The organism is Paenibacillus sp. URB8-2 (assembly GCF_013393385.1).
GTDB lineage: Bacteria > Bacillota > Bacilli > Paenibacillales > Paenibacillaceae > Paenibacillus_AQ.
This window is the reverse complement of sequence record NZ_AP023239.1, coordinates 2,608,325-2,635,016: the sequence shown is the minus strand read 5'-3', so window position 1 is coordinate 2,635,016 and position 26,692 is coordinate 2,608,325. Positions and strand designations below refer to the sequence as shown.

General features: G+C 52.9%; 21 protein-coding genes, 1 pseudogene and 1 other annotated feature. Of the genes and pseudogenes, 7 read left to right on the top strand and 15 right to left on the bottom strand.

The window, feature by feature from the left end; translation table 11 throughout:
- Positions 1-125 precede the first annotated feature (125 nt).
- Positions 126-1,379 (bottom strand): tyrosine--tRNA ligase, encoded by a 1,254-nt coding sequence (gene tyrS, locus PUR_RS12055; protein WP_179035445.1) that lies wholly within the window; start codon positions 1,377-1,379, stop codon positions 126-128.
- Positions 1,380-1,441: 62 nt separating this feature from the next.
- Positions 1,442-1,715 (bottom strand) — a binding site (T-box leader).
- Positions 1,716-1,850: 135 nt separating this feature from the next.
- Here tyrS and PUR_RS12050 point away from each other — a divergent pair.
- Positions 1,851-4,760, top strand: coding sequence for a transglycosylase domain-containing protein (locus tag PUR_RS12050; RefSeq protein ID WP_179035444.1), 2,910 nt, complete (start codon positions 1,851-1,853; stop codon positions 4,758-4,760).
- A gap of 99 nt (positions 4,761-4,859) precedes the next feature.
- On the opposite strand, the gene acsA is transcribed toward PUR_RS12050, so the two are convergent.
- The gene (acsA, locus tag PUR_RS12045) at positions 4,860-6,584 is read right to left on the bottom strand and encodes an acetate--CoA ligase (RefSeq protein ID WP_179035443.1); all 1,725 of its coding nucleotides are present in this window, start codon (positions 6,582-6,584) and stop codon (positions 4,860-4,862) included.
- Positions 6,585-6,797: 213 nt separating this feature from the next.
- On the opposite strand from acsA, the pseudogene PUR_RS26040 reads away from it, so the two are divergent.
- Positions 6,798-7,170: pseudogene (locus tag PUR_RS26040) on the top strand (N-acetyltransferase); the annotation flags it as partial.
- Here the strand turns inward: PUR_RS26040 and PUR_RS12035 are convergent.
- From PUR_RS12035 to PUR_RS12025, 3 genes are all read right to left on the bottom strand, one after another.
- Entirely contained in the window at positions 7,167-7,865 is a 699-nt protein-coding gene (locus PUR_RS12035) for a 5'-methylthioadenosine/adenosylhomocysteine nucleosidase (protein ID WP_179035441.1), read from the bottom strand. The pseudogene PUR_RS26040 and the gene PUR_RS12035 overlap by 4 nt on opposite strands.
- 140 nt (positions 7,866-8,005) lie before the next feature.
- Positions 8,006-9,016, bottom strand: coding sequence for a catabolite control protein A (gene ccpA, locus PUR_RS12030; protein ID WP_124695830.1), 1,011 nt, complete (start codon positions 9,014-9,016; stop codon positions 8,006-8,008).
- A gap of 435 nt (positions 9,017-9,451) precedes the next feature.
- Complete coding sequence (locus tag PUR_RS12025) at positions 9,452-9,898, bottom strand: hypothetical protein (protein ID WP_232101833.1); 447 nt, start codon at positions 9,896-9,898, stop codon at positions 9,452-9,454.
- 244 nt (positions 9,899-10,142) lie between these two features.
- Between PUR_RS12025 and PUR_RS12020 the strand changes: the two genes are divergently transcribed.
- Positions 10,143-10,667 (top strand): type 1 glutamine amidotransferase domain-containing protein, encoded by a 525-nt coding sequence (locus PUR_RS12020; protein WP_179035439.1) that lies wholly within the window; start codon positions 10,143-10,145, stop codon positions 10,665-10,667.
- A gap of 65 nt (positions 10,668-10,732) precedes the next feature.
- Here PUR_RS12020 and PUR_RS12015 read toward each other — a convergent pair whose 3' ends face one another.
- Both PUR_RS12015 and PUR_RS12010 read right to left on the bottom strand, forming a co-directional pair.
- The gene (locus PUR_RS12015) at positions 10,733-12,169 is read right to left on the bottom strand and encodes a hypothetical protein (protein ID WP_179035438.1); all 1,437 of its coding nucleotides are present in this window, start codon (positions 12,167-12,169) and stop codon (positions 10,733-10,735) included.
- The gene (locus PUR_RS12010; RefSeq protein WP_179035437.1) at positions 12,162-12,689 is read right to left on the bottom strand and encodes a sigma-70 family RNA polymerase sigma factor; all 528 of its coding nucleotides are present in this window, start codon (positions 12,687-12,689) and stop codon (positions 12,162-12,164) included. The genes PUR_RS12015 and PUR_RS12010 overlap by 8 nt, the downstream gene beginning before the upstream one ends.
- 245 nt (positions 12,690-12,934) lie before the next feature.
- Here PUR_RS12010 and PUR_RS12005 point away from each other — a divergent pair, with 245 nt between their 5' ends.
- The gene (locus tag PUR_RS12005; protein ID WP_179035436.1) at positions 12,935-13,594 is read left to right on the top strand and encodes a L,D-transpeptidase family protein; all 660 of its coding nucleotides are present in this window, start codon (positions 12,935-12,937) and stop codon (positions 13,592-13,594) included.
- A 159-nt stretch (positions 13,595-13,753) separates the two neighbouring features.
- Here PUR_RS12005 and ptsP read toward each other — a convergent pair whose 3' ends face one another.
- The 4 genes from ptsP to aroA form a co-directional block, all read right to left on the bottom strand.
- Positions 13,754-15,505 carry a phosphoenolpyruvate--protein phosphotransferase gene (ptsP, locus tag PUR_RS12000; protein WP_179035435.1) on the bottom strand — a complete coding sequence of 584 codons (1,752 nt, stop codon included), beginning with the start codon at positions 15,503-15,505 and terminating at the stop codon, positions 13,754-13,756.
- The gene (locus PUR_RS11995) at positions 15,502-17,385 is read right to left on the bottom strand and encodes a glucose PTS transporter subunit IIA (protein WP_179035434.1); all 1,884 of its coding nucleotides are present in this window, start codon (positions 17,383-17,385) and stop codon (positions 15,502-15,504) included. Before PUR_RS11995 ends, ptsP begins: the two co-directional genes overlap by 4 nt.
- 181 nt (positions 17,386-17,566) lie before the next feature.
- Positions 17,567-18,007 carry a CoA-binding protein gene (locus tag PUR_RS11990; protein WP_179035433.1) on the bottom strand — a complete coding sequence of 147 codons (441 nt, stop codon included), beginning with the start codon at positions 18,005-18,007 and terminating at the stop codon, positions 17,567-17,569.
- Positions 18,008-18,047: 40 nt separating this feature from the next.
- Positions 18,048-19,340 (bottom strand): 3-phosphoshikimate 1-carboxyvinyltransferase, encoded by a 1,293-nt coding sequence (aroA, locus tag PUR_RS11985; RefSeq protein WP_179035432.1) that lies wholly within the window; start codon positions 19,338-19,340, stop codon positions 18,048-18,050.
- Positions 19,341-19,457: 117 nt separating this feature from the next.
- Here aroA and PUR_RS11980 point away from each other — a divergent pair, with 117 nt between their 5' ends.
- Positions 19,458-19,769 carry a rhodanese-like domain-containing protein gene (locus tag PUR_RS11980; protein ID WP_179035431.1) on the top strand — a complete coding sequence of 104 codons (312 nt, stop codon included), beginning with the start codon at positions 19,458-19,460 and terminating at the stop codon, positions 19,767-19,769.
- Here the strand turns inward: PUR_RS11980 and PUR_RS11975 are convergent.
- The 3 genes from PUR_RS11975 to PUR_RS11965 form a co-directional block, all read right to left on the bottom strand.
- Entirely contained in the window at positions 19,766-20,329 is a 564-nt protein-coding gene (locus PUR_RS11975) for a shikimate kinase (RefSeq protein WP_232101832.1), read from the bottom strand. The genes PUR_RS11980 and PUR_RS11975 overlap by 4 nt on opposite strands.
- A gap of 184 nt (positions 20,330-20,513) precedes the next feature.
- A complete protein-coding gene (gene gndA / locus PUR_RS11970) occupies positions 20,514-21,938 on the bottom strand; it encodes an NADP-dependent phosphogluconate dehydrogenase (RefSeq protein WP_179035430.1) in 1,425 nt (474 codons plus the stop codon).
- A gap of 212 nt (positions 21,939-22,150) precedes the next feature.
- Complete coding sequence (locus PUR_RS11965) at positions 22,151-22,747, bottom strand: hypothetical protein (protein WP_179035429.1); 597 nt, start codon at positions 22,745-22,747, stop codon at positions 22,151-22,153.
- Positions 22,748-23,024: 277 nt separating this feature from the next.
- Between PUR_RS11965 and PUR_RS11960 the strand changes: the two genes are divergently transcribed.
- Positions 23,025-23,648, top strand: a complete 624-nt coding sequence (locus PUR_RS11960) for a DUF1054 domain-containing protein (RefSeq protein WP_179035428.1) — start codon at positions 23,025-23,027, stop codon at positions 23,646-23,648.
- 130 nt (positions 23,649-23,778) lie between these two features.
- Here PUR_RS11960 and PUR_RS11955 read toward each other — a convergent pair whose 3' ends face one another.
- Positions 23,779-25,062, bottom strand: a complete 1,284-nt coding sequence (locus PUR_RS11955; protein WP_179035427.1) for an MFS transporter — start codon at positions 25,060-25,062, stop codon at positions 23,779-23,781.
- 87 nt (positions 25,063-25,149) lie between these two features.
- Here PUR_RS11955 and PUR_RS11950 point away from each other — a divergent pair, with 87 nt between their 5' ends.
- Complete coding sequence (locus PUR_RS11950; protein WP_179035426.1) at positions 25,150-26,625, top strand: aminotransferase class I/II-fold pyridoxal phosphate-dependent enzyme; 1,476 nt, start codon at positions 25,150-25,152, stop codon at positions 26,623-26,625.
- Positions 26,626-26,692 lie beyond the last annotated feature (67 nt).

Here is a 26,692-nt window from a genome sequence, read left to right as displayed (position 1 = left end):
TTCCGGAGGCTTCTTTGTGTTTATTGCATACTTCTCATGCAAAAAAAAGAAGGAGAACCGGACGCAACGTCCGTTCACCCTCTTGGAATGCAGTTGATGAACTGCGCGTGTATTCGGCCTCAGTCCTACTCCAAAGTCAGCTTGGCGAACTTGCGCTTGCCGACCTGGATGATATCACCGTCCTGAGGAACGATATCTGCATTCGGGTCGGTCAATTTCTGTTCGTTCAGCTTGACCGCCCCCTGCTGCACGCTCCGCTTGGCCTCCCCGCCCGAAGCTGCAAGGCCGATCAGCGTAAGCAGCTTGGTCAACCGGATAGCCCCTTCATTAAGCTCCGCCGCGGGCAGAACCGCCGTTGCGATATCGTCAGGCAGCGCCCGCTGCTGGAATACGGTCACGAAATGCTGCTGCGCGGCATCCGCCGCCTCGGTGCCATGATACATTCTCACAAATGTATGCGCCAGCCGCATTTTGGCATCCCGCGGATGAGCCGTTCCCGCTTTCAGACCTTCCTCCAGCTCTCTCAGTTCTTCGTTGCCGATATCGGTCGCAAGCGAATAGTATTTCAGCATCAGCTCGTCCGGGACGGACATGGCTTTGCCGTAAATCTCGTTTGGCTCTTCGTCGATGCCGATGTAATTGCCCAAGCTTTTGCTCATTTTCTGAACGCCGTCCAGGCCTTCAAGCAGCGGGGTCATGATCGCAGCCTGGGTATCGACTCCGTATTCTTTTTGCAGCGTCCGTCCCATCAGCAGATTGAACTTCTGGTCGGTTCCCCCTAGTTCCACGTCGCTCTTCAGAGCCACGGAATCCATGCCCTGCATCAGCGGATAGAAGAACTCGTGAATGCTGATCGGCTGTCCGCTCTGGTAGCGCTTGGTGAAATCGTCGCGTTCCAGCATGCGGGCAACCGTCACTTTGGCCGACAAGCCCACGACATCCGCGAAGGTCATCGGCCCGAGCCATTCCGAATTGTAGTATACCTTTGTCTTCTCGGGATCAAGGATTTTATGAAGCTGCTTCTTGTATGTTTCCGCATTCCGCTTCACATCCTCCTCGGTCAGTTGTTTGCGCGTTTCCGATTTGCCCGTCGGGTCACCGATCCGCCCCGTGAAATCCCCGATAATCAGCTGCACCTGATGGCCCAGCTCCTGGAATTGGCGCAGTTTGTGCATGACGACCGTATGGCCCACATGGATATCCGGCGCGGACGGGTCAAGGCCCAGCTTAACATTGAGCGGCACGCCGCTGACGACCGATTTGATGACTTTGCGCTTCAGTTCCTCTTCAGGCACAATTTCCACGACGCCGCGCGCGATGATCTCCAGCTGACGCTCGACCTCCCGCTGCTGCTCCGGCGTTAGTTCTTCCCATTTCATAATAGCAACCCCTTTTGATGTTGATACTTCTCATAACGCACAAAAAAAGCCTCCTCTTCATCCCAAGGGACGAGAAAGAGACTCGCGGTACCACCCTAGTTAAAGCTCATTGCCATCATGATAAAACGTGACGGTTCCGAGCCTTCGCTTGATTGAAATAACGGGCGCTTAACGTACCCGGTGCCGGACTACTGAGACTAAGGCCTTAGGCGCTAAATCCGTTCCCCCGGACGGCTCCAGACTGTAATTCAAAAGGTTCCGCTATCGGTTTGCACCACCCACCGACTCTCTGAAAATCCGGGCTTCCCTTCTACTGATGTCCTTCTCCGCCTTTAGAAATATCCAGTTGAATTTATTTATATCATAGGATCTTTTGAAAAGTCAAATGTCCGCAAAAATCGCGTTGTCCCTACAAGCGCATTCAAAATCGCCAAATTGTGCTATAATAATTCCGTTAAAAGGAGGATGTCGATGTCTCAGGAAAATATGAAAAAATCAGCGACGGACATTCGACCGCGAAGATCTTGGCTCAGCAGGATCGGTTCCGTCGTGAAATGGATGTTTATTCTGGGCGTGATGGGCGTCCTGTTCGCCGGCGGCGCAGTAGGAGGCTTTATCGCTTCCATCGTAAAAGATGATCCTGTCCGCTCCGAACAAATGATTCAAGAGAAGGTCGGCGAGAACGTCGTGACGGGATTCGCCTATTTCCGCGACGGCATGCCGATCGGCCAGCTCCGGACGGAGGAAGACCGCAGGCTAATCGCCTACAAGGACCTTCCCCAGCTGGTTATTGACGCCGTTCTCGCCATCGAGGATAACCGCTTTTACGAGCATCATGGCGTGGATGTAAGCGGCACGTTGCGCGCAGTAAAGCAGAAGCTGCTGAATGAATCCGTACAGACCGGGGGCAGTACTCTTACCCAGCAGCTCGCAAGACGCGTATTTCTCAATCTCGATAAAACGGACGACCGCAAGGTAAAAGAAATCTTGCTGTCGCTTCGGCTCGAGCGCTTTTTAAGCAAAGAGGAAATTTTGACGGCGTACTTGAACAAGGTTCCGTTCGGCAACGGTTCAAACGGCTATAACGTCTACGGCATCAAAGCCGCGGCCAAAGGCATATTCGGCATCGATAATCTGGATAAGCTGAATACCGCCCAGGCAGCCTACTTAGCCGGCCTCCCCCAGCTTCCTTCCGCCTATTCGGCGTTCAACGGGTATGGGGAATTCAACGAGGCTGCGTTTAACCGCGCGCTCGACCGACAACAGCTTGTCCTGCGGCGAATGCTTGAGGAGAACAAAATCTCATCTTCGCAATATCAGGAAGCTCTGGCCTTTGACATTAAGAAATCCCTTGCTCCGCATACCAAGAAAGCATACGTTACCTTTCCTTATCTTATGATGGAGACGGAGCGCCAGGCAGCGGCAATCCTGCTTACTCTTGAGAACAACAACCAGGAGAGCGCGAAAGGTGCTTCTCAGCTTGAAGAGGCCCGCCAGCTGCTGCTGACAGGCGGTTACCGCGTATACACGACAATCGATAAAAAAGTATACAGCGCAATGCACAGCATCTCCGAAGACAGCAGCAATTTTACCAAAGAGAGCAAAAGCAAGGGCCTTGAGCAGACGGCCGGCATGATGATCGAGAACAAGACCGGCGCGATTCTGGGAATGATCGAAGGACGCGACTTCAATGTCGAAAGCATGAACTACGCCACCCAGATGGTGCGTCAGCCAGGATCGACAATGAAGCCGATTGCCGCTTATCTGCCCGCTTTGGAGGGTGGGCTGATCCAGCCGGCAAGTATTTTGGATGATGCGCCTATTATTCTGAAAGACGGGGAGAAAGGCTTCCACATTCCAAAGAACGCGAACAACCGCTATCAAGGGCTGGTAACGGCGAGGTATGCGCTCAACAACTCCCTGAACCTGCCTGCGCTGAAACTGTTCGACGAAAAGGTAGGCATCAAGAACGCCTGGGCTTTTGCCAAGAAGCTGGGAATTACAACTATTCAGGACGAAGATTACGGCGCGCAGACCGGGGTTCTCGGCGGCCTGAAGTATGGCGTGTCCGTAGAGGATTTGACCAATGCATATTCTTCTATTGGCAACAAAGGCGAATTTAACGATGCCTACATGATCGAGAAAATCGTCGACTCGAAGGGTAAAATCATTTACCAACACAAGGTCAATCCAGAGCGCGTATTTTCCGAGCAGAGCGCGTATTTAATGACCGACATGCTGCGCACTGTCGTTACCGACGGCACGGGCAGCACCGTCAAGAGCAAGTACAAGCATTTCAAAGATATTCCGATCGTCGGCAAGACAGGTTCGACTCAAAATTACGCGGATGTGTGGTTCATGGGATATACCCCGGATATCACGCTGGGCATGTGGGTCGGCTACAAAGAGCAGATCAATACGCTCGAGTCCAAAACGCAGCGGAAACAGGCGCAGTCCTTGTGGGCCGAGGTCATGAACGCTGTAATCGACAAAAAGCCGGATTTGTTCAAGGCGAAAACATTCGACAAGCCGGAAGGCATCGTCAAGGAAACCGTGTCGGCGTACAGCGGCAAACTGCCGACCTCATTGACAGATAAGTTTACGACCGATATTTTCAATGCAAAGTATGTGCCGAAGGACGGCGATGACGGAATTTCAAATGCCAAATACATTACTTACGGCGGCGTGAATTATATCCCTCGGGACGGGACGCCCGGTGACTTCCTGAAGGAGAAGATCGTTGTCTCCAGAGAGAAGCCGATCGAGGAATTGATTAATGAACTGGAAACTGCCTTCAAGTCTATGAAAGAGCATGAACCGCTGGACTACTATCTGCCGGCTGATGCGAAGACTGGGGTTCCGACGGAAGTCGACCCTCGCGTGGACGATGGCGGAGCTCCGGCGGCGCCGGGTAATGTGGAAGTCTCTTACGATACCGGCAAGGCAGTCATCCGCTTTGCGCAGAGCGGCTCGCCCGATGTCGTCGGATACCGGTTATACTCTTCCGTGAACGGCGGCCCGTTCCGTAAAGTGGATGTGCTTCTCGCCGGTGACGGCACAACGTTCACTACGGATACGCCGGCAAGCGACTATGCTGTATTTTATGTTACCGCCGTGGATGTGGCGGGGAATGAAACTTCTTCGGGAAGTGTCGGCGGAGGGATGCCGACACCCGAACCGTCCCCAAGCCCGGAAGACGGACTCTTCCCGGATATGGGGACAACGCCGGGGGATCAGGTCCTTCCTGATCCGGGCCTGTTTCCCGGAAGTGCAGGCGATCCCGGAGCGACTCCGAACCAGCCTAGTGCAGATGGCGGCCAGGGTACGCCGTCCGCCGACGGCAACGAAGCAGATGCCGGCGGGAATAACGGCGGTCACTGAGCAAACCGGGAGTCCGTATCCAAAGCAGACCTTGTAAGCAATAAGACGGTTGACAGCCTCCCTAAACGGGCAGAGCGGTCAACCGTCTTTCTTTCTTGTCTAATCCTCTATTGTCGAGAGATCGCCGGCAGGCAGATGAAGCTCCCAGGCTTTGAGCACGCGGCGCATGATTTTGCCGGACCGGGTCTTCGGGAGCTTCATTTTGAATTCGATTTCCTTCGGCGCGGCGTGTGCCGATAACCCCGATCTCACAAACGCCGCAATTTCGGCCTTCAGCTCGGGTGAAGGAATATACCCTTCCCGGAGCGATATAAACGCCTTGACGACTTCTCCTCGCAGCGCATCGGGTTTGCCGATAACCCCGGCTTCCGCAACCGCCGGATGCTCGATCAGCTTGCTCTCCACCTCGAACGGTCCGATCCGCTCGCCCGAGGAGTTGATGACATCGTCGATCCTCCCCTGGAACCAGAAATACCCTTCGTCGTCCATATAGGCGGAATCCCCGGAAATATACCACCCTGGAATTCGGAAATACTCCTCGTACTTGGCGGGATTATTCCAAATCCGGTCCATCATAGACGGCCACGGCGTTTTGATGGCCAAATTGCCCATCGTATACGGAGGGAGCTTATTACCGCTGTCATCCAGAATCGCAGCGGTTATGCCGGGAAGCGGCCGTCCCATGGATCCCGGTTTCATATCCATCCCGGGATAGTTGCAGATGAGCTGTCCGCCTGTCTCCGTCATCCACCAGGTATCATGTATGCGCTGGCCATACACTTTGTCTCCCCATCGGACGACTTCTGGATTCAACGGCTCTCCAACCGAGAGAACATGGCGCAAGCTGCTTAAATCGACGCCTTCCAGGCTCCCGCTTCCCGCGCTCATCAGCATGCGGAATGCCGTGGGCGCGCTGTACCATACCGTTACTTTATTGCGTTCAATCGTTTTGTACCAATCCCGGGGACTGAACCGGCCGCCGCGGACGACATTCGTTGCGCCGCTCAGCCAAGGGGCAAAGATTCCGTACGAGGTGCCGGTAACCCAACCGGGGTCGGCGGTGCACCAGTAAATATCGTCCTCTTGCAGATCAAGCACGACTTTACCGGTATAATAATGCTGGATCATCGCGCGCTGCACATGATAGACGCCTTTGGGCTTTCCCGTCGAGCCTGAGGTATAGTGCATAATCAGTCCGTCCTCCAGGCCAAGCCACTCAGGCTCGAGCTCCGGAGATGAGGAAGCGCTTTCTGATTCATAGTCCAACAAACCTTTTTCAGGGTCCGAATCTCCGCCTACGAGAAAAATATGACGCAGCTCCGGAAGCTCCTCACGCTTTACCCGATGCAGCAAGTCCGGGGTTGTGACCAATGCGACAGCCCCGCTGTCTTCAAGCCGATCCTTGACCGCCGTTTCCATAAACGCTTCGAATAAAGGGCCCGCAACCGCACCTATCTTTAGGATGCCGAGGAGACAGAAATACAGCTCGGGCTGCCTTGGCATAAATAGAAATACCCTGTCTCCTTTGCCGATTCCATATTTTCGGAGCACGTTGCCGAAGCGGTTCGACTTCTCTTGCAAATCAGCAAACGTGTAGGATTCGTCCCGTGACGGATCGCTGTACAGCAGTGCCGTCTTTTCGCCCTTTCCTTCCCGGACATGGCGGTCGACCGCTTCATAAGCCATATTGACTTTTCCCGTTTCATACCAAGTAAAATAACGCTCTGCATCCTCCCATTTAAAGTGAGCGACGGCCTGATCGTAATCGGCCAAGTTCGGGTTATGCGCCCGTCCCGGCAAAATTTCATTGTGAACCCGCCCCATTGCCCTTGCCTCCTCTCGTATGAATGGCATAAGCTTAAATGGCTCCAAGTTTCAGACTTATGATTTTGATTAAATTGGACGTTTGATCTCTTGACAACTCCACCTCAAATCAATGAAGTCAAGCTATATTTTGTGAACTTTTTATGTCAAAATTAAGTATAGCACAGCAAACGCTTACATTCCATCCTTTGTTCCAGGTACAAGAGTCCAATATGGAGCGGAGGCATGAAGGATTTAATCGAACTGGGGGCCATCGAAGTGGCGGGCGCCTACCGGGCCGCGGGAATTGGAAGGGAATTGCTTGCCGCTTCCGTTTGAACGGGAACAGCTGGAGAATTGCATCGTTTTAACAATAGAGTATTATTGGCACTGAGACCTTAAGGGAAGCGGTCTGGATGTCTGGGCGTACCGCCATATGATGGTGCGGCTGATGATGACGATCGATATGGTCTGGTACGCCACCGACGATCCTGAAATTTGCTCCCATCCCGTGAGCTGCCTGATGGTCCGCATCGGTTCCGAGGTACCGCTGGCCTATCGTGAAATGTTCGACAAAGTAAGGTTCAGGCAGCGGTTTATGTATTAATGCAGCTTGTTCAGTATACCGCTCAGTATTTCATGGGACTGCCTTGATGCGGTCTCCGTAAATTCCGTAAAGCTGATGTTCGCCGAACCATCGGCCTTGTCGGACATGGAGCGGATCACAACGAACGGGATTTCGTTCATATAACATACCTGAGCCAGCGCCGCTCCTTCCATTTCCGCACAGGCGCCTCTAAGCTGCTCCCGCAGCATGGAGACCGATTCCCGGCTGGCAATAAACTGGTCGCCCGATAGAACTCTCCCCGTCACATAGCGGACCCCCATTTCCCGGCAGACTTTCTCTGCAAGCAGCACAAGTTCCGGATCGGCCGGAAACTCCGATGCTTCCTGGAATGGAATGACGCCGCGGGGGAAGCCCAGCGCTGTGACGTCCATATCATGCTGCAAGCACTCCGAGGATATAACGATATCTCCAACTTCCAGGTCCGGATGCAGCGCACCGGCCACGCCTGTAAACAGCACCTTCTTTGCGCCGAACGCATCGATCATAATCTGCGTAGTGACTGCGGCATTTACTTTCCCAACGCCCGATTTGGAGACGACAATGGATTTTCCGCCGATTGTGCCTTTATAGTATGTAATCCCCGCTTTACTAACAGCCTCGCTGTGGTCCATATTCTCCAGCAGCAGTTTGATCTCTTCATCCATGGCTCCAATGATTCCGATTACAGCTTCCATAGACTGGCCTCCCTTTAATTAGGAATGAAAAAGATGAATAATAGCATAAAAAGCCCCGTGACGGAGCTTTTTACGTCAAGCATATTCTTCTGGACCGGGCTGAAAATCGCCCGGCAGCCCCGTTATGGGGGATGTTCAAGTTATTCGTTCACATGGCTGACGGACAGGCGCAGAATGGTCTCATGCGGCAAAATGACGCGCGGATTCTCTACGGTCTCCTTCTTCATCAGCTTGGTCAGAAGTCTCATGGCCACGGCGCCCAGGTCGTACATCGGCTGCGCCACCGTAGTAAGCAGCGGACGCACCATGGAAGCCATACGGATGTTATCTACGCTGATAATCGAGAAATCCCCCGGCACTTTCAGTCCTTCGTCCTGGATGCTGTGAATGGCGCCAATGGCCATTTCGTCCGTCGCGGCAAATATCGCCGTCGGCTTCTTCTTCAGCCCCAGAAAATACTTCATCGCCTCGACGCCGGACTCATAGCGGTAATTCCCGATGCGCACAAGATCTTCCTGGTATTCGATACCGGCTGTTTCGAGCGCTTTCTTATAGCCTTGGAAACGCGCGTAGCCATTGGCCGGGTCCTGCAGTGTGCCGCTGATCATCGCGATTTCGCGGTGGCCATGGCGGATCAGAGTATTGACCGCATCGAAAGCGGCGGCTTCATGATCGATATCGACCGAAGGATAAGTACCTTTCTCATCGCTTGTCGCACACAGTACAATCGGAACGGCCGAGGTCTGGAAAGCCAAAATATGCTCATCGGTTACGGTGCCGCCCATGAAGAGGAGGCCGTCCACCTGCTTCTCGAGCAGCGTGTTAATGACGCGGATTTCCTTCTCCTTGCGCTTGTCGGCGTTGCACAAAATAATATTGTAATGGTACATATTGGCGATGTCTTCGATTCCGCGGGCAATTTCCGCAAAAATCGAATTGGAAATATCGGGAATGACAACGCCAACGGTCGTCGTTTTCTTGCTGGCAAGACCTCTTGCCACGGCGTTGGGACGATACCCCAAACGCTCAATCGCTTCATAAACCTTCTTGCGGGTTTGCGGTTTCACATTGGGATTGTTGTTTACAACCCGTGATACCGTTGCCATAGATACGCCTGCCTCACGCGCTACATCGTAAATGGTTACCGTCAAATTACTCTCTCCATTGCGATAAATTTTATCGTTCGACCTAATTAAAATCATGATACGATAATTTGTACTTTTGTGCAATGATAACGCTTCAATTTCCTTTCAGAAATTCTTTCAGACTTGAAGCATTGATGCAGGAATGGGACCTAATTCCATACTTTCTCCCTATTTTTGACAAGAGTCACCTAGGATGACTGGTGCTGGATACCCATCTTTCTCCCCGATTTCGCCGGATAAGCTTCATGACCGAATAATGTCGTTCATTGCATACTAACGGAGTCTTTCGGACTTTCCCGCAAAATCATTGAACGGCTACAAGCTCCTGCTCTAATCGGATATCCTCTTAAAACAGCAATGTAACCTCTTTCTTTATGGTATCAAAAATCGACGAAAAAATCCAATGTTTCTGAAATATTTTCATTGTTTTGCAGAAGGAGGTTACACGATTCGGGATACGGTATGCGGAACAAGCTTAAGCAGCCTGCTCTCAAGTTCCTCCATCCACTCCTTATCAGCCGCTTCCGACGCGATTCGGAATAAATCCAGCAGCAGATCGATCCTTTCGCTCATAGCCTTCTGGACCGCCTGCTCCAGATCTTCGCCCCTCCCCTTATAGCCGTAAAAAGTGTCATTCAGCACGGAGGCCAACTCATTGCGTTCGGCAAAAGAGAAGATGCTTCTCTTGGGATTGCCGCCAAGCTCTTGAAGCACCAGGCTCAAATCGTTCTTTACGGCCGGATGCGGCTTATACTGGAAGCAGGATTGGCACATAAAGACGGGGACATTGGTAATTTTCACTTTAGCTTTGTAAATCAGCGTATGCATATGTATAGTCATCTCGCCGCCGCAACGGCAGGTTTGGTTCAGTTGGTCTTCATTGTACATGGTAGCACCTCAAAAAAATGATTTGAAAGGATATGCGCATTTGCCTATAGTCAGACATTTTGCAGCGGCATCCCGAATAAGGATGCATTAGATTTATATTCGCTTCCTCCCGCAAAAAACCTTCCCATTTGCATAAAATGATTAAATTACCAATTATGAATATAATTTCTTCGCTTTGGATGACTTCAAATTTTAAATTTGCTACAATATACGGGATTACGTTCTTTGAAGGGAGCTGCGTCAAATGCGTTTGGACGGAAAAAAAGTAATTGCGCTCGTAGACGATGAATTTGAAGATTTGGAGCTTTGGTATCCGATCTACCGGGTCAGGGAGGAAGGCGCGGAGGTCCATCTGGCAGGTCTTGTAAAAGAAAAAACTTACGTCGGCAAATACGGCGTCCCCGCTACGGCGGACTACTCCTGGGATGAACTGGACGCTGCCGACTACGACGGCATTCTGGTGCCCGGCGGGTGGGCGCCGGACAAGATCCGCCGCTACCCGGCGGTGCTGAAGTTGATCCAGGACTTCAACAAAGCGGAGAAGCCGATCGGGCAAATCTGCCATGCCGGCTGGGTGCTGATCTCCGCCAAAATTCTGGACGGCGTCACCGTAACCTCGACTCCCGGCATCCGTGACGATATGGAGAACGCCGGAGCAATCTGGAAGGACGAGCCTGTCGTTGTCGACGGCCATATCGTCTCCGCCCGCCGACCACCCGATCTCCCGCCATACGGCAAAGCGTTCTGCGATGCACTCGCCGGGGAATAAATAAAGAAAGCCGCTTCTGGGCCGCGCTTGAAAAGCGGGCGGGAGGCGGCTTTTTGACATAATTATTAACGGATTCGGACGGATTGCTCCTCAAGTATAGGGTTCGGGTAGCTGCTAATCGTAAAGGTAAGCGGCTGCGGAAGCTTGGCGGACCCCAGATTGTAAATACCAGTATCTGTCCATCCCTCTGAATTGCCGCTGGATTCCCAATAAGTTCCCTCGTTCCGGATAATCGAATGCTTCACTCCCTCGCCGTCCGTAAAGCTGTCGTCCAGATCAAATGACAGGTGAGCCATTTCATCGTTCTCAGTAGACTTGGTACTTAATTGGAGTACAAGCTGACCGGACTTTGCGTTACCCTCAACCCCCGAACTGCTTTCGGTAAACCTGATATCGGCGTTTCGGTCGGATAGCGTTAATCGCTCGTCAGGCGCCTTGATTATTTTTTGGGCCTTCGTATCAACGACAAGCTTCAGATCGGATTTATCCATAGCCTGGATTCCCTTGATCGTAAGCTTCAGCGGCCCTTTGACATCCATATTATTGTTGTGGAAAACCATCGTCTGCAGCGGAGTATTCACATTCAATGTCATGTTGGTAGACAGCGCCGTTTCCTTTTCTCCCTTTCCGGACATAATCGTCGGGTTAATCACACTGAATATTCGTTTGGCATTCTGATCGTCATATACGGCATTCAAGTAAATTCCTGTCGGGCCGATATAGGCTTTTTCGATATGAATCCGCTGACCGCCGACCGTCATTGTTTTACCGATATCGATCTCACGTCCGGACTTTTCAATCTCCGCGATATCCAGCGAAATACCGGCGGTCAGCGAGGTTCTGAATTTGTTCGAGCTGGAAAGATGAGCCTCAGGAGTATCCGGCATTACAATTGCTTCAGCCGTCAGCCGTTCAGACAGCTTCTGGCCTTCTTCCAAAGTAAGCTGGAAGTAATTATGGGTAATCCCCGGGCTTCCGTCGCCGCCGCTCCAATAGGAAGATGAAGAAGAAAAGTTCGACAGGCCTTTCAACGAAAAACGGGTGACCGTCGCCTTTTGCGTATTCCGGTTCTCGAACGTATACAGCAGCAGCATGCCCCGCCGGTCGGCGATCATGCCGTCCAGGGTAATTTTGTAGCCGTTCTTCTCCTGCGTTGAAATGTGAAGAGGTATGACGATTCCGGCGTCCAGCGCTGTTTTTATAGTGATATTGTTCTCCGCGATTGAACGGTACGTTTCAAACTCCCCCCAGTTCTTGGGCTGAACCGCCGTAATCCGTTGACCGCCGAGTCCCCCCAGCCACGAGATGATGAACAGCAGGGCGACGGTCAGGATAACAGCGGATGTGAAAGCATAACGTCTACGGACGTTCCTTCCTCTGCGGGTCCCTTCGGCAATGCCGGCATTGATTGCAGCGTCCAACTTCTGCTCGGACACTAGCGACAAGTGCCGCTCCGCAACGTGAAAATAGTCCCGGGCCAGCTTCTCTTCACGTTCAAACATAGCGCTCATCTCCCTTCCCTTTCATTTTGCCCCGCAGTTGCTTCAGGCCTTTGTTCAGCCATGTCTTTACGGTTCCTTCCGGTCTTTCCAGCAACCCTGCAATTTCAGTCAGCGTCATATCCCGGTAGTATTTCAGGACAAGCACCTGCCGGTATTTCGGCTTCACGGCATCCAGCGCCCGCTCCATGTCCAGCTTGCGGTCACTCGCCATTTCAATCATCCCGGACTCCCCGCCCTGGATTTCGGAGGGAATCACCCGCTTTCTGCGCTTCAGTTCATCGTTGCAGCAGTTGATTAGAATTCGGATAAGCCATGGGGTGAACCGCCCCTCATCCTTCAGGCTTCTGCGTTTGATCCAAGCCCGGCAGGTCGCCTCCTGCACCATTTCAAGCGCATCTGCCTCGCTGCGGAGATAGCTGTGGGCGATGCCATATAACGTTCTTTTGTGCTCAGCCACAAGCCCGAAGAAGCTTTCTTCATCCGACAGGATGACGGACTCTTCTTTGATCAGGCTCTCCATGTCCATCCCCTCCCCCTCTTTATATAGATACTCTGCTATTTCTATGCTACTGATAAAGACTGCGCAGCGGCACAAACGGTTTTGTTTATTTTCCGAATATAGTTGAGAATCTGCTTTGCAAGCCTCTCCCAACATTTGGACATGCAGGGATAGATTTTGTGTGATTTAACATTATAAGTAACAGGGATAGGGCACACTGGCTACAAACAACAAATTAAAATGATTAAATGGAGGATTTTTTTCGTATGTTCATGCATGAGATGTTGTTGATTTTTCATTTGTTCATCCTTTCCAATCCAACTACCACGGCAGAACCTCCTCAAAATCAAGAAAAAATATCGATTAGGATCGATCCTCTGAAGCACCAACTGTACCTGTACTCTAATAGCCATCTTATCAAGAAGTATCCCATCGCTCTTGGAAAACAGGAAACGCCGTCACCTGTGGGCGAGTATGTCGTTATTAACAAATATAATAATTGGGGGAAAGGGTTTGGCACCCGATGGATTGGACTTAGCGTGCGGTGGGGAACATACGGTATTCATGGTACAAACAGGCCCTATTCTATAGGTCATAATGCCAGTCATGGCTGCATACGAATGCACAACCGTGATGTTGAGGAGTTATATGAATTTGTACGAGTGGGGACCAAAATAAGCTTTGGGGGCCATGTTCTTGGCAAACTCGACGCAGATCCAAGAAGTTTAGCAAAGGGAGATAGCGGCGGTGACGTTCAAATCATTCAATACCGATTGCGAAGCGCAGGATTTTACAAGGGGGAATGCAATGGCAAGTTCAACAGCACAACCGAAATAGCGCTAAAAGATTATGAAAAGAAGTTTGGACTGCCCGTCGATGGCGTTGCCGGGTATCACGATTATATACACCTCGGCTTGGTTGAATAAAGCTAATAAGAAGAAACGCCTGACGGCGTCTTTTTAAGACGCAAGTACGTTTCTCGTAAAAATATAAGACCAAACGATAGGCGCGAAGCTTATAAAGTCTTATATTTCAAAAAAGCCCGGCAATTTTGCCGGACCCCCATTATTTACTTTTTATTAGTGCTAAGCGTCGCCTTTAACGACATGCTGTATGATCGTTTTGTCGAGGAACTGCGTGAGCTGCTGCTCGCTTTCCGCAGTTTCGCGGCTCCGGAAGCAGAGCTTGGCGACTTTCCGGGCCTCGGAGGCCGTCGTGTTCAGCGTCCGGTGCTTGACCCTCAGGAGAGCCTGGGGCGACATGCTGAGATCGCTGACTCCCAGCTCCAGCCACAGCGGCAGCGAGCGCTCATCGCCGGCCAGCTCACCGCAGACGCTGATGCCGATGCCCGCAGCTTTTGCTGCTTCCACGGTCATGCGTATCATCCGAAGCACTGCCGGATGATACGGATGGTACATATGGGCGATCTGCTCGTTCATCCGGTCAACCGCCAGTGCGTACTGCACGAGGTCATTCGTCCCGATGCTGAAAAAGTCCACTTCTTCCGCCAGGAAATCGGCGATCATCACCGCAGCCGGCACCTCGATCATAATGCCGATCGGCAGCTTGCTGTTGTAAGGGATGCCGCGCCGGTCCAGGTCCTTTTTAACTTCCTCCAGTACGGCTTTAGCTTCCCTAACCTCTTCAATCGAAGAGATCATCGGGAACATCATTTTAATGTTGCCGTGAACGCTGGCCCGCAGGATCGCCGTCATCTGCGTCTGGAACATGTCCTTCCGGTCAAGGCTGATGCGGATCGCGCGATAGCCGAGGAATGGGTTCTGCTCCTCCGGAAGCTGAAAATAATCCAGATGCTTGTCTCCCCCAATATCCAGGGTGCGGATGACCACCGGATGCTCTCCTACCTTTTCAGCCACAAGCTTGTATACCTCGTACTGTTCGTCTTCGGTCGGAAAGCTCTGCCGGTCCATATACAGAAATTCCGTCCGGAACAGGCCGACGCCCTCGGCTCCGTATTTCAAAGCCAGATCCAGCTCCTTCACGGAGCTGATGTTGCCTGCCAGCCGTATTCTTACTCCGTCTCTGGTCAGCGCGTCCACCGAAGACAAAAGCTCCAGCTGTTCCCGCTTCTCCCGTTGTCTGTCACGCACTACGCTGTAATGCTCAGCGGTGGCCTGATCAGGATTTACGAAGAGAGATCCGTTATCTCCGTCGATGACCAGGAACTCCCCGGTCTGGATCGGGGTTGAGAGCTTACTCTCCAGGCCCGCCACCAGCGGGATGCCAAGCGCACGGGCCATAATGGAGGAATGCGACGTTTTGCCTCCCATCATCGTCACTATGCCGAGCACGTAAGCGGGATTCAGATGGGCAAGCTGGGAAGGAGATAGCTCCTTTGCCACCAGAATGTAGGGCTGGGTGTCCGAAGGCAGCGTGACTTCAGGCGCCCCCAGCAGATGCTTCAACAGTCGGTTGCCGACATCCTTGATGTCGACCGCCCTTTCTTTCATATATTCGTCGTCCAGTAGGTCAAACATGGCCACAAAGTGATCGATGGCCTCTTTGACCGCCACCTCCGCCGCCTTGTATTGTCTCTCGATAATACCGCGGATTTCGCTCATGAATACCGGATCGTCCAGGATCGCCAAATGCGCGTCAAAGATGCTGGATTCCTCGGGACCTACGACTTCTCTGAATTCTTTTTTGATAAATTCGAGCTCATCCTTGGAGGTGCGTATCCCTTCATATAAACGCTCAAATTCTTTTGCCAGATCTACCGGATTCACCTGCGTCTCCGGCATGCTCCATTCCCAGTTAGGCAGAACGAAAGCCTTCCCGATGGCAACACCCGCTGAGGCGCCTATACCTTGTATCATGATTCTACCCCTCCAACATTGCTTTCGTGCAATACGACGGACATGACCGACGATTGCCCTTTTTTCACATTTTTAAACGGAGCGTAGCTCCAGGATTTGACGCGTTCCGGATTGGTAATCACCATCGGGGTGGCCAGTGAAGAGGCATGCTCTTTCAGATAGTCCAGATCGAATTTAACTAGCAGTTGGCCGGGTTCGACGCTGTCCCCTTCCTTGATCTCCGACTGAAACGGACCTTTTAATTGGGATGTGTCTATACCGATATGCATGAGCACCTCAAGCCCTTCCGGAGTTGAAATGCCGATGGCGTGCATCGTGGGATATATGTGCATGACTTTGCCGAATACCGGAGAGACTAGCTCTCCCTTTTCAGGAATGAAAGCGACGCCGTCTCCAACCAATTTTTGGGCAAAAATATGATCGGGCACGTCTTCGATCGGCAGCATTTTACCCTGCATCGGAGCGCTGAACAGCACCTGCGGCAGATCGCGGAGCATCAACTTGTCGATTTCTTCTCGGATCAGTTCGGAGTACGTGCCGAATACGACCTGAACATTGCCCCCGCCCAATTTGATGATACCGGCAGAGCCTAGGCTTTTAAGAGCTCCGGTATCAATCTGGCGGTCATTAAACACCGTAAGCCGCAGACGGGTGATGCAGGCCTGGACCTGCACGATGTTCTCTTTGCCGCCAAGCGCTTGCAAAATGAGCGGAGCCTGATAGGGAATATTCCCCGCCCAGTCGCCAAGCTCGGAGCCTTCCTCCCGGCCCGGCGTCGGAATCTGAAAACGGCGGATCGCCCAGCGGAACAGTTGGTAATAGACAAGACCGTAGACCAAACCGATCGGTATCAGCAGCCAGGCGCGGCGGGCCAGGTGAAGGTTCAAAATAAAGTCGATGGCCCCGGCCGAATAGGAAAAGCCGTGATGAATACCCAGCGCATAAGTCAGAGCCATAGCCAGTCCAGACATGATCGTATGGAGGGCGAACAGGTAAGGCGAAGCGAACAGAAAGGCGAACTCGATCTGCTCGGAAACGCCGGTCAGGAAGCAGACGAGCGCCGCCCGCATGAACGTCTTTCTAATTTGGGGCTTCAAATCTTCGCGCGCTTCCTGAATAATCGCAAACGCGATGGCAGGCAGCGCGAACATCATGATGGGAAACAGCCCCGCCATGAAGCTGCCCGCCGTGGGATCGCCGGCAAAAAAACGCGGCAGGTCGCCCTGAACGGCGGCGCCGTCCGGCGTTGTATACGTTCCCAGTTGAAACCAGAACACATTGTTCAAAATATGATGAAGTCCAAAGGCCGTCAGCACTCTGTATAATACGCCGTACAAGAACAGTCCGAAGCCTCCTGTCTTGTCGACAAGCTGCAGCAAATCGTCAAGACCATGCTGAATCATCGGCGAGACGCCCAGCATGACCCATGCGAACAGGGCGGAGAACAATCCCATAAAGAGCAAAACAAAACGCGATCCTCCAAAAAACTGGATCGCCTCCGGAAGCTTGATATTCTTAAACCGGTTATGGGCGATGCCGGCGACAATTCCGAGCAGAATGCCGATCAGCGTCGCAGGCTGCAGTGCGCCGTCCCCCAGTTTCATAACAATCCGGTCATATGTGAACATTCCCGCCAATGCCGCAAGTCCGGCAGGCCCGGCTTGATTGGATAGCCCCCAGGCGACTCCGACCGCAAACAGATAAGGCATATAATAAAAAATTCCCTGTCCCGCGTAGGTTGCAACTTCGGCTACCGAAGCCAGCCCCCAAGCGGACCATGGCAGGCTCCCCAGGCTGAGCAGAATGGCCGCCGCCGGCAGCACCATGGTGGGAAGCATAATGGCTCTGCCCAACTGCTGCAATGATCCGAGCCAGTTCAAAATGATCTCCCCTTTCTTACTATATTGAATGGTACGGCCTGTGTTCTGTTTTGTCAAAAGAATAAGTCGGCACATTTTCGTAGTATACCATAAAATTCCAAATCAATCGATTCCGAGCAGAGGCAGGCGCAAAAAAGAACGTCCTTCCCTTTCGGTCAGGACGTTCTTCGCCACACTGACTTTACTGAGTTTTCCGTGTCCGCCCTTGCATAGTAATCGCTTCTTCGACCTTGATGCAGCGGTCCATAATGGCCGTCATTCCAGCCTCTGCAGCGATCTCGGCCGCTTCCGGGCTGACAACCCCCTGCTGCAGCCACAGCACCTTGGCCCCGATCGCCGCGGCTTCTCGGGCCGTCTCGGCGCAGAACTCGCTGCGGCGGAACACATTGACAATGTCGACCGGCTCGGGAATCTCGGCAAGCGAATGATAGCACTTCTCCCCAAGAATCTCGCCGTCCACTGTCGGATTGACTGGGATAATCCGGTACCCCTTGTTCTGCATGGCGTAAGCGACCATATAAGAAGTCCGGTCGCTCTTGTCGGACAGACCAACTACGGCAATGTTGCCAGCGGAAGCCAGGATGTCTCCGATCCGATCCCTGGACGGATTCTCAAAAGCCATACGTTTCAGCCCCTTTGTCACGGAATTATCGTTGCCGCTCTTATTTTACCCACTCGACATCCGCGCCAAGCGCCTGCAAATGGTCAAAATACTGCGGATACGATTTCGCTACGTGATGCGCGTCCTTAATCAGCAGAGGCGCCGAAGCCCGAAGGCCAACGACTGTAAGAGCCATAATCACGCGGTGATCGTAGTGCGCGTTGATCGTTACGCCCCCCGCGACGCCTTCCGGCATACCGTGAACGATGATCTCGTCCCGGCGTTCCTCTACCTTCACTCCCGCCCGGGTGAGCTCCGCCAAATAATCGGTGATCCGGTCGCATTCCTTGTAGCGCAAGTTTTCCACATTATAAAATCTGGAGGTGCCTTCCGCAAACACGGCGGCGGCAACCATGGCCAGCACGGCATCCGTAGCCGCATCTCCGTCGAATTCGACCGCCTTCAGGCGCCCGTTCCCCTGTACATGCACCGTTCCGTTCTCATGGGTGAGCGGCACTTCCATCATACGCAGAACGTCGATAATTGCTCTTTCTCCCTGCCGGCTGTTCTCGGCGAGGCGGTGAATCTTCACGTCGGACTTCGTTACAGCGGCAGCGGCAAGCACGGCAGCAGAGCCGGGGTAATCCCCCTGCACGGTATACGATTTGGCTTCATAGGACTGCCCGCCCGGCACCTTGAACGACATATAATCCTCGGCCGCGTGAATGGTGATTCCGGCCTGCTCCAGCACCTCAAGTGTCTGCCCGACGACAACCTTCGATTTCAGATCGTTCAGGACGATAATCTCACTGTCTTCCTCGAGCAGTGGCGTAAGGAACAGCAGCGCGCTCAAATACTGGGAGCTGACCGCTCCGGAGACGGTAATACGTCCGCCCTTCGGGTTTCCTCCCCGGATGGTAATCGGGAGTCTGCCTTCGTTATGCTCGACCTCAACGCCAAGCTGGCCGAGGGCGTCGATCAGATCGTCATGAGGACGCTTGCCCAGCGAGTCCGGGTATGTATTCACAAAGGTTACTTCCGGGCACAGGGAAGCAACCGCCATCAGGAAGCGCAGCACGGCGCCGGCATTGCCGACATTGAGCTCCTTGATGTCTTTGGGACGGCGGCCGAAGCCTTTGATGACGATCTTCTCTTCATCCTCGGTAAGCTCCGCTCCCAAATCGCGGATGCAGCGGCGGATAGCGTCGCTGTCCTCGCTGTGTGCCGGATGATAGATCGTGCTTGTGCCTTCGGACAGCGCGGCGACCAGCAGATAGCGTGTCGTATAGTTTTTGGAGGACAATGCTCCGATTTCCCCGTTTAGTACCGGCGTAGGCCTTACAATAACGTCCATGTTTCTTAACTCTCCTTATATATTGAATAGTGGATACGGACAACGTCTTCGTTTGACAGAGTATTCCTTCCTTATGTTATCATTAAACCATTCTTGTCAAGGAAAGAGGTCATATCCATGAATGGTATTCCCCAAATTACGGCCGAGGAATTGCATCAACGCCTGAAATCCGGTGAAGAATTGGTCCTGATCGACGTAAGAGAAGCTGATGAGGTGGCCTTTGGAATGATTTCGGGCGCTCTGCACATTCCCATGGGCGATATTCCCTACCGCAGCTCCGATATTCCGGAGGATGCCGAGGTTATTTTTATATGCCGTTCCGGCTCCCGAAGTCAGCGGGTATGTGAATATTTAAGCTCCCAGGGCTATAATGGAGTTGTGAACTTAAGCGGCGGCATGATCGAATGGAGCGAACTGCCGCAAAACTAACCAACATGCTTAAAAGCTAAAACGCGGTAGTGCATTAAAATATACTGACACACTTGTGCCGCTGTTAAGTTCGTCGTATCCACCATGCAATGCGCGAAACTGTAGGCGTCCTTTCGTTCTTCCAGAATTCGTCTGACGCGCTCTTCCGCATTGCCGGCCAGCAGCGGCCGATTGTTGTCACCGTTTACCCGCGATATGATATCCTCCGCGGTTGCGCTAAGTGCGGCGACAATTCCGTTCTCCTTCATTAACTCCCTGTTCACCTCGGCCAGCACCGCTCCTCCGCCGGTGGCGATTACCTGTCCTCCGGTCTGCACGGTCTCCCGCAAGCTTTCCGTCTCCACCGTTCTGAAGTAGCCTTCTCCGTCATTTTCAAAAATATCGGATATGCTCCGACCCTCCTTGCGGACAATCACCTGATCCAGATCCACCAGTTCATATCCCAGTTCCTCGGCGAGAATCGCGCCTACCGTCGACTTCCCCGTTCCCATCATTCCGATCAGAATCAGATTTTTGGCGTCAGCCCTCATGCTCTGCCGCTTCATGTCGTCTGCCGACATAACGATCACCACCCGCTAGTTTGGACTTTTGGACTTATCATAATTTAGACATATCATAACACAGGGTGAAAACGCAGCACAATGCTTCTGCCGACCAATATCGTCATAGTGGTATTAAAAAAGCCCGGAAGAACCGCCTGAAGGCGGACTCTCCCGGGCTGTAAGTGCGCGAAGTGTACGACTGTTATTCCGATTGCGCTTCTGCGATCCAGTCGTGGTGGAAGATGCCTTCCTTGTCCACGCGCTTGAATGTATGAGCGCCGAAGTAGTCGCGCTGCGCCTGCAGCAGGTTTGCCGGCAGACGCTCCGTGCGGTAGCTGTCGTAATAAGCCAAGGCGCTTGCAAAGCCCGGAACCGGGATGCCGCGGGTAACGGCTTCGGCAACCACTTTGCGCCATGCGTCCTGGTAAGAGGTCATGACGTCTTTGAAGAACGGATCAAGCAGCAGATTCTTAAGCTCCGGATTGTTCTCGTAGGCGTCCGTAATGTTTTGCAGGAAGCGGGAGCGGATAATGCAGCCGCCGCGCCAGATTTTGGCCAGATTGCCGTATTTCAGGTTCCAGCCGTATTCGTCGGAAGCGACACGCAGCTGCGCGAAGCCTTGAGCGTACGAAACGATTTTGCTCGCGAACAGCGCTCTGCGAATATTCTCGATGATTTCGGCCTTGTCGCCGCTAAACGGTTCCGCTGCGGGTCCGCTCAGCACCTTGCTTGCTTCCACGCGCTCTTCCTTCATTGCGGACAGGAAGCGGGAGAAGACGGATTCCGTAATCATGGACAACGGCACGCCAAGATCCAGCGAGCTTTGGCTTGTCCATTTGCCGGTGCCTTTTTGGCCCGCGGAGTCGAGAATGACGTCGACCATCGGCTTGCCGGTCTCTGCGTCATACTGCGCGAAGATGTCCTTCGTAATCTCGATCAGATAGCTGTCGAGCTCACCTTTGTTCCACTCGGCGAATGTGGCGTGCAGTTCTTTTTCATCCAGTCCCACAACGTCCTTAAGCAATTGATACGCTTCGCAGATGAGCTGCATATCGCCGTACTCAATGCCGTTATGCACCATTTTGACGTAATGGCCCGCTCCGTCCGGCCCGATATATGTACAGCAAGGTTCTCCGTCCACTTTGGCCGAGATCGCTGTGAGGATCGGTTCTACCAATTGATATGCGCTTTCCTGACCGCCAGGCATAATGGAAGGGCCTTTCAGCGCGCCTTCTTCGCCGCCGGATACGCCGGTGCCGATAAAGCGGAATCCCTTCTCTTCCAGTTCCTTGTTGCGGCGAACCGTATCCGGGAAGTAGGCGTTGCCGCCGTCGATGATGATATCGCCTTGATCCAGATGCGGAATCAGTTGCTCGATCGTCGCATCGGTCGCTTTGCCCGCCTGAACCATGATCAGGATTTTGCGGGGAGTTTCCAGCGACTGCACAAATTCCTCAATGGAGAAAGTGCCTGTCAGATTTTTGCCTTCCGCTTCTTTAAGAAGATCATGCGTCTTCTCGGGGGAACGGTTGAATACCGATACGGTAAAGCCTCTGCTCTCAATGTTAAGAGCCAAATTTTTGCCCATTACAGCCAGGCCTATGACGCCGATTTGTTGTTTTGCCATCTGGTCCTCCACCCTTTTTATGCTTTAAATTTTGTTTGAAGCATCAAGAGATCAATTTCATTGACAAAATGCATCTTTGATGAAATTTGACCCGCAATGTAACCATTCTAACGTTTTTTTCGTCAGAAGTGAACCCCCTAGGGGAATTGCCTTGCAAATCGAAGACACCCCTTTTCCAGAGGTGCCCAATTCTTGCTTAATACTAGCTGTATTTACCATTCCAATTTAGTTAATTCCCTCATCAGAAACGAAAGTTTTTCCTTGGAAAGCTTCACTTGCTGCTCGTCCTTGCGGTCCAAAGCGCCGCCTAGCCGGTCCAGCTCCTCATCGACTTCTATTCTGCGCTCGCGGATGCGCTCTTCGCCCAGGGTCGAATAGAACATTATCGTAAGCTCCTGATCCGAGAGCATAGGCCCTTTCTGGTAGAGCACCCTCTGCTGATACCCGGATATTTCCACAAGGCGGATGACCTCGCCGAACAAAATATTTTCGATGATGATCTGGCGGTCGCGAAAACGTTTGACAATGGCATGACCGCGCATATCGCCAATCAGCTTCTCCATCCATTCCGCCAGACGGGCGTCGCGTATCATGTAATCGCCCACCAGCTTGTAGCCTTCTCTGATCCGCTGAAAACGCAGCTTGACAAGCTTGCGCCCTGTACGGACCGATATGACAAAAAGATTATCGCTCTCGCTCCAGTACAAGGAATAGCCTTCTTGGATCAAATCCTTGATCAAATTCTGAATATGCATCCGGTCAAACCGGAGTTCCAAATTGCAATACTCCACCTCGTCGTTCTTATTCACGGCACTCCCTCCTTTATGCCTTACGGATAGCAAAACCGACTTTGTCATTTGCGTCTTTTGTGCTTATGGAAGCCGTGACTGCCGCCGGGAAACACAAGCGGCCGCGATAAAGATTTTTGCGTTCATCCTACACTTATTTTATACTTCAGTTTATGTAGCGGGAACTTGGTTTATTGACTATTTTTACCCGCTCCCACAACATTCCAAACGCCTTTCCCGCGGATAAATGCCGCGCAGTATGGCGAAATCGGGACATTCCGCTTAGAGGTGACAGAATATGACGTTTAACGGATTTGCAGCAGAAGATTTCGAAGTATTTACCATCGACGGTCTCGAACCCAGAATGGACGCACTCATATCCAGGGTACGCCCCAAGCTGACGGCGCTCGGCGACGAAGTCGCCCCGTTTCTTTCCGCCCTGTGCGGGGAAGAGATGTTCCCTCATGTGGCCAAGCACGCCCGCCGGACGGTTCACCCGCCAAATGACACTTGGGTGGCCTGGGGGCCCGGCAAACGAGGCTACAAAGCCCTGCCCCATTTCCAGACCGGAATGTTTCAGAGCCATCTTTTTATCGTGTTCGCCATTATTTATGAGAGTCCGAACAAGATCATTTTTGCCGATGCGCTCTCCGGCAGCATTCCAGCGGTCAGGGAACGGCTGCCGGGAAACTTTTTTTGGTCCACGGATCATCTGGACCCGCACGGAACACCGCAATCGGACATGGGCGGAGAACAGTTCGCCGAGCTGATGCGCCGTCTTAAGGAAGTCAAGAAAGCGGAAGTCACCTGCGGACTGCGGATCGCAAATGACGATCCCGTCCTTCAGGACGGTCCGGCGCTTCTTAAGGTCATTGAACAAACCTTCGAGACGCTACTTCCGCTGTACCGGATGTCGTTCTAAAGGAAGGACCCCTTTGGGGATGCCTTTCTAATCAAAAAGGCAAAACCGCCCGCTCTCCGAAGAATTGGAGAGCGGGCGGTTTTTATTAAATGCACAAATCCTTCTGGACGTCTTCATGCTGCGGAGCATACTAATGAGAGTGTCCGGCTTTCCGTTTCGTGCGGTGCACAATAGCCAAATGCAGGACGAACAGAAGCACCATGACGCTCGCGCTCGCTACAAAGGGAACGCCATGCCCGACCGAGTCCCAGAGCTTGCCGGATACGATGGGTCCAGCCACCATACCTGAGCCCTGCAGAGTGAGAAATATTCCCCACACCGTTCCCCGCTCGCCCTTGGGCACTTGCTTGGCAATGAAGGCGTTCCACGCAGGCAGGATAAACGCATAGCTGATCCCGACCAGGGCAACGACAACAAAGACAAACGGAAGCCTGCGCACATGCGCGAAAGTGGCGAGCGAAATCGCAGCCAGCAGAAAGCCGGTATTGAGAAAAGCCCCCGTGCCGATCCGGTCGACCAGCTTGCCTGCCGGAATCAGGGCCAGCACGGTGATGCCGCCTCCGGCAATCAGCAGGAGATTGAACTGGGTCGGCGATAAATGCAGCTCCGTCCGGGTAAAAAGAGTGACGACCGGCGTCATCAGCCCGATCGCGAACGCCTGCAGGAACAAAGCCGGGTACAGCAGACGGCTGACCTTCAGCGATTGTTTAACCTGGCGCAGCGTGCGCCTCAGACTCGCCAGAGGGGACAGCTTCGGACGGGCGGCGTCTGGCGCTTGGATGCCATGCGTGGCGGCATGGACACCATGGCTGATCCGTGCGGGCAGCAGCAGGGCGACGGCGACTACGGCCGCGGCAAAGGCCAGCAGCACGAAGAATACCGCGCGGTAGCTTTGGTGGCCGTGATCCATCAGGAAATTGACCGTGATCGGCCCGATGCCCGTACCGGCCAGTGAAGCCATCTCCACGGCGCCCATGGCCGCGCCGCTGCTGCCGCTCTTGGTGGAGCCGGCCAACTCGGTCACGCCTGTCATGACGCAGGGCCAGAGCGGGGACGTGCCGATCCCCAAGATCAGGCAGGCCAGCGACAGCGACACCGCGTCTTTGGCGTAAATAATGAGGACGACGGCCACCGCGATCATGAGCAGCGCTCCAGTCATCGTCCAGCGGTACCCGATCCGCTCCATGATCCAGCCCGAAGGGCTACGGAACAGATTGTCGCCCAGATATTGCAGCGCAAAGGCAAGGCCGACCACCGTGACGGACAGCCCCAGAACGTTCTCCATATAGACGGGAAGCAGTGCGACAAGCAGCGATCCTTTCACGAATTCAACCAAAAAAATGATGATCCACATCTCAATTATGAACGGCGATGCCAGACTAATATGCGTACGCTGCTGCGTATTTACGGGCATTACATCACATCCTAGTATTATGATGATTGTTTTGTTATACTTCTCTTTGTTTGCGACTTCAGTTATAGAAAGGTTGTGGGAGTATTAATGGATCAATCGCTTACCCCTCTCTTCACGGCTCTAAAAAAGCACGCTGCCGGAAATCCGGTGCAATTTCATATTCCCGGTCATAAAAAAGGTGCCGGAACCGATCCCGAGTTCAGGGAATTCATCGGTGACAACGCCTTTTCCATAGATCTGATCAATATTGCGCCGCTTGACGACCTGCATCAGCCCAAAGGCGTGATCGCCCAGGCACAGAACCTGGCGGCGGAAGCGTTCGGAGCGGACTATACTTTTTTCAGCGTTCAGGGCACCAGCGGAGCCATCATGACGATGATTCTGTCGGTCTGCTCTCCCGGGGAGAAGATTATCGTACCACGTAATGTCCACAAATCGGTCATGTCCGCCATTATCTTCTCGGGAGCAAAGCCGATCTTCGTCTCTCCCGTACAGGACGAGAACCTCGGCATTGATCACGGCATTACAACCAGTTCGCTCAATCGGGCCCTGCAGCGCCATCCGGATGCCAAAGGGGTGCTAGTCATCAACCCGACATATTTCGGGGTATGCGCCGATCTGCGCTCGATTGTTGAGCTGGCCCACAGCTACGGCGTTCCCGTGCTTGTAGATGAAGCCCACGGCGTGCTGATCCATTTCCACGAGGAGCTGCCGATGTCGGCGATGCAGGCCGGAGCGGATATGGCCGCCACAAGCGTTCATAAGCTCGGCGGCTCCATGACCCAGAGCTCGGTGCTCAACGTTAACGCCGACACCGGCCTTATCAACCCGCAGCGCGTGCAGACGATGCTGAGCATGCTGACAACGACGTCGACTTCTTACATTTTGCTGGCTTCTCTCGACACGGCGAGACGCCACCTTGCCCTGAATGGCCATGACATGGCGTCCAGAGCGATTGAGCTGGCCAAATATGCCAGAGAAGCGGTCAATGAACTTGAAGGCCTGTACAGCTTCGGCAATGAGATTCTCGGCACGGAAGCCACCTTCGACCACGACCCTACCAAGCTAAGCATCCACGTGCGCCATTTGGGCATTACGGGCTGGGAAGCGGAGAACTGGCTGCGCGAGAAGTATAATATCGAAGTCGAAATGAGCGACATGTATAACATTCTTTGCTTAATCACGCCCGGAGATACCCAGCAAACGGTAGATAAGTTATTGTCGGCGCTGCGGGTGCTCTCTGCCATCCATTACGGCAAAGGCGACATCTATGAGCTCAAAGTTCAGGTTCCCGAGATACCACAGCTTGCGCTTACGCCGCGCGATGCTTTCTATGCGGACACGGAGCTTGTCCCGTTCAAGGAATCAGCCGACCGGATTATCGCGGAGTTTATATACGTCTACCCTCCGGGCATTCCGATATTGCTCCCCGGAGAAGTTATTACCCAGGATAACATCCATTATATCCTCGACCATGTGGAGATCGGCCTTCCGGTCAAGGGACCTGAGGACCGCACTCTTACTCATGTTAAGGTAATTGTCGAAGCCGACCCGATTTTCTAAAATAATACTTCGGAAGCTATAGCTTCAGTGCAGACGGTGCAGCCGTTTCTTCTGGATTGCCAATACA

Coding starts and splice junctions, on each gene's coding strand:
- PUR_RS11980 (WP_179035431.1), top strand. CDS start 19,458: ATGAATGGTATTCCCCAAATTACGGCCGAGGAATTGCATCAACGCCTG.
- ptsP (WP_179035435.1), bottom strand. CDS start 15,505: ATGATACAAGGTATAGGCGCCTCAGCGGGTGTTGCCATCGGGAAGGCT.
- PUR_RS11975 (WP_232101832.1), bottom strand. CDS start 20,329: ATGTCGGCAGACGACATGAAGCGGCAGAGCATGAGGGCTGACGCCAAA.
- PUR_RS12025 (WP_232101833.1), bottom strand. CDS start 9,898: ATGTACAATGAAGACCAACTGAACCAAACCTGCCGTTGCGGCGGCGAG.
- acsA (WP_179035443.1), bottom strand. CDS start 6,584: ATGGGGCGGGTTCACAATGAAATTTTGCCGGGACGGGCGCATAACCCG.
- PUR_RS12015 (WP_179035438.1), bottom strand. CDS start 12,169: ATGTTTGAACGTGAAGAGAAGCTGGCCCGGGACTATTTTCACGTTGCG.
- PUR_RS11950 (WP_179035426.1), top strand. CDS start 25,150: ATGGATCAATCGCTTACCCCTCTCTTCACGGCTCTAAAAAAGCACGCT.
- PUR_RS12005 (WP_179035436.1), top strand. CDS start 12,935: ATGTTCATGCATGAGATGTTGTTGATTTTTCATTTGTTCATCCTTTCC.
- PUR_RS12050 (WP_179035444.1), top strand. CDS start 1,851: ATGTCTCAGGAAAATATGAAAAAATCAGCGACGGACATTCGACCGCGA.
- PUR_RS11955 (WP_179035427.1), bottom strand. CDS start 25,062: ATGCCCGTAAATACGCAGCAGCGTACGCATATTAGTCTGGCATCGCCG.
- PUR_RS12010 (WP_179035437.1), bottom strand. CDS start 12,689: ATGGAGAGCCTGATCAAAGAAGAGTCCGTCATCCTGTCGGATGAAGAA.
- gndA (WP_179035430.1), bottom strand. CDS start 21,938: ATGGCAAAACAACAAATCGGCGTCATAGGCCTGGCTGTAATGGGCAAA.
- aroA (WP_179035432.1), bottom strand. CDS start 19,340: ATGGACGTTATTGTAAGGCCTACGCCGGTACTAAACGGGGAAATCGGA.
- tyrS (WP_179035445.1), bottom strand. CDS start 1,379: ATGAAATGGGAAGAACTAACGCCGGAGCAGCAGCGGGAGGTCGAGCGT.
- PUR_RS11960 (WP_179035428.1), top strand. CDS start 23,025: ATGACGTTTAACGGATTTGCAGCAGAAGATTTCGAAGTATTTACCATC.
- PUR_RS12035 (WP_179035441.1), bottom strand. CDS start 7,865: ATGGAAGCTGTAATCGGAATCATTGGAGCCATGGATGAAGAGATCAAA.
- PUR_RS12020 (WP_179035439.1), top strand. CDS start 10,143: ATGCGTTTGGACGGAAAAAAAGTAATTGCGCTCGTAGACGATGAATTT.
- PUR_RS11990 (WP_179035433.1), bottom strand. CDS start 18,007: ATGGCTTTTGAGAATCCGTCCAGGGATCGGATCGGAGACATCCTGGCT.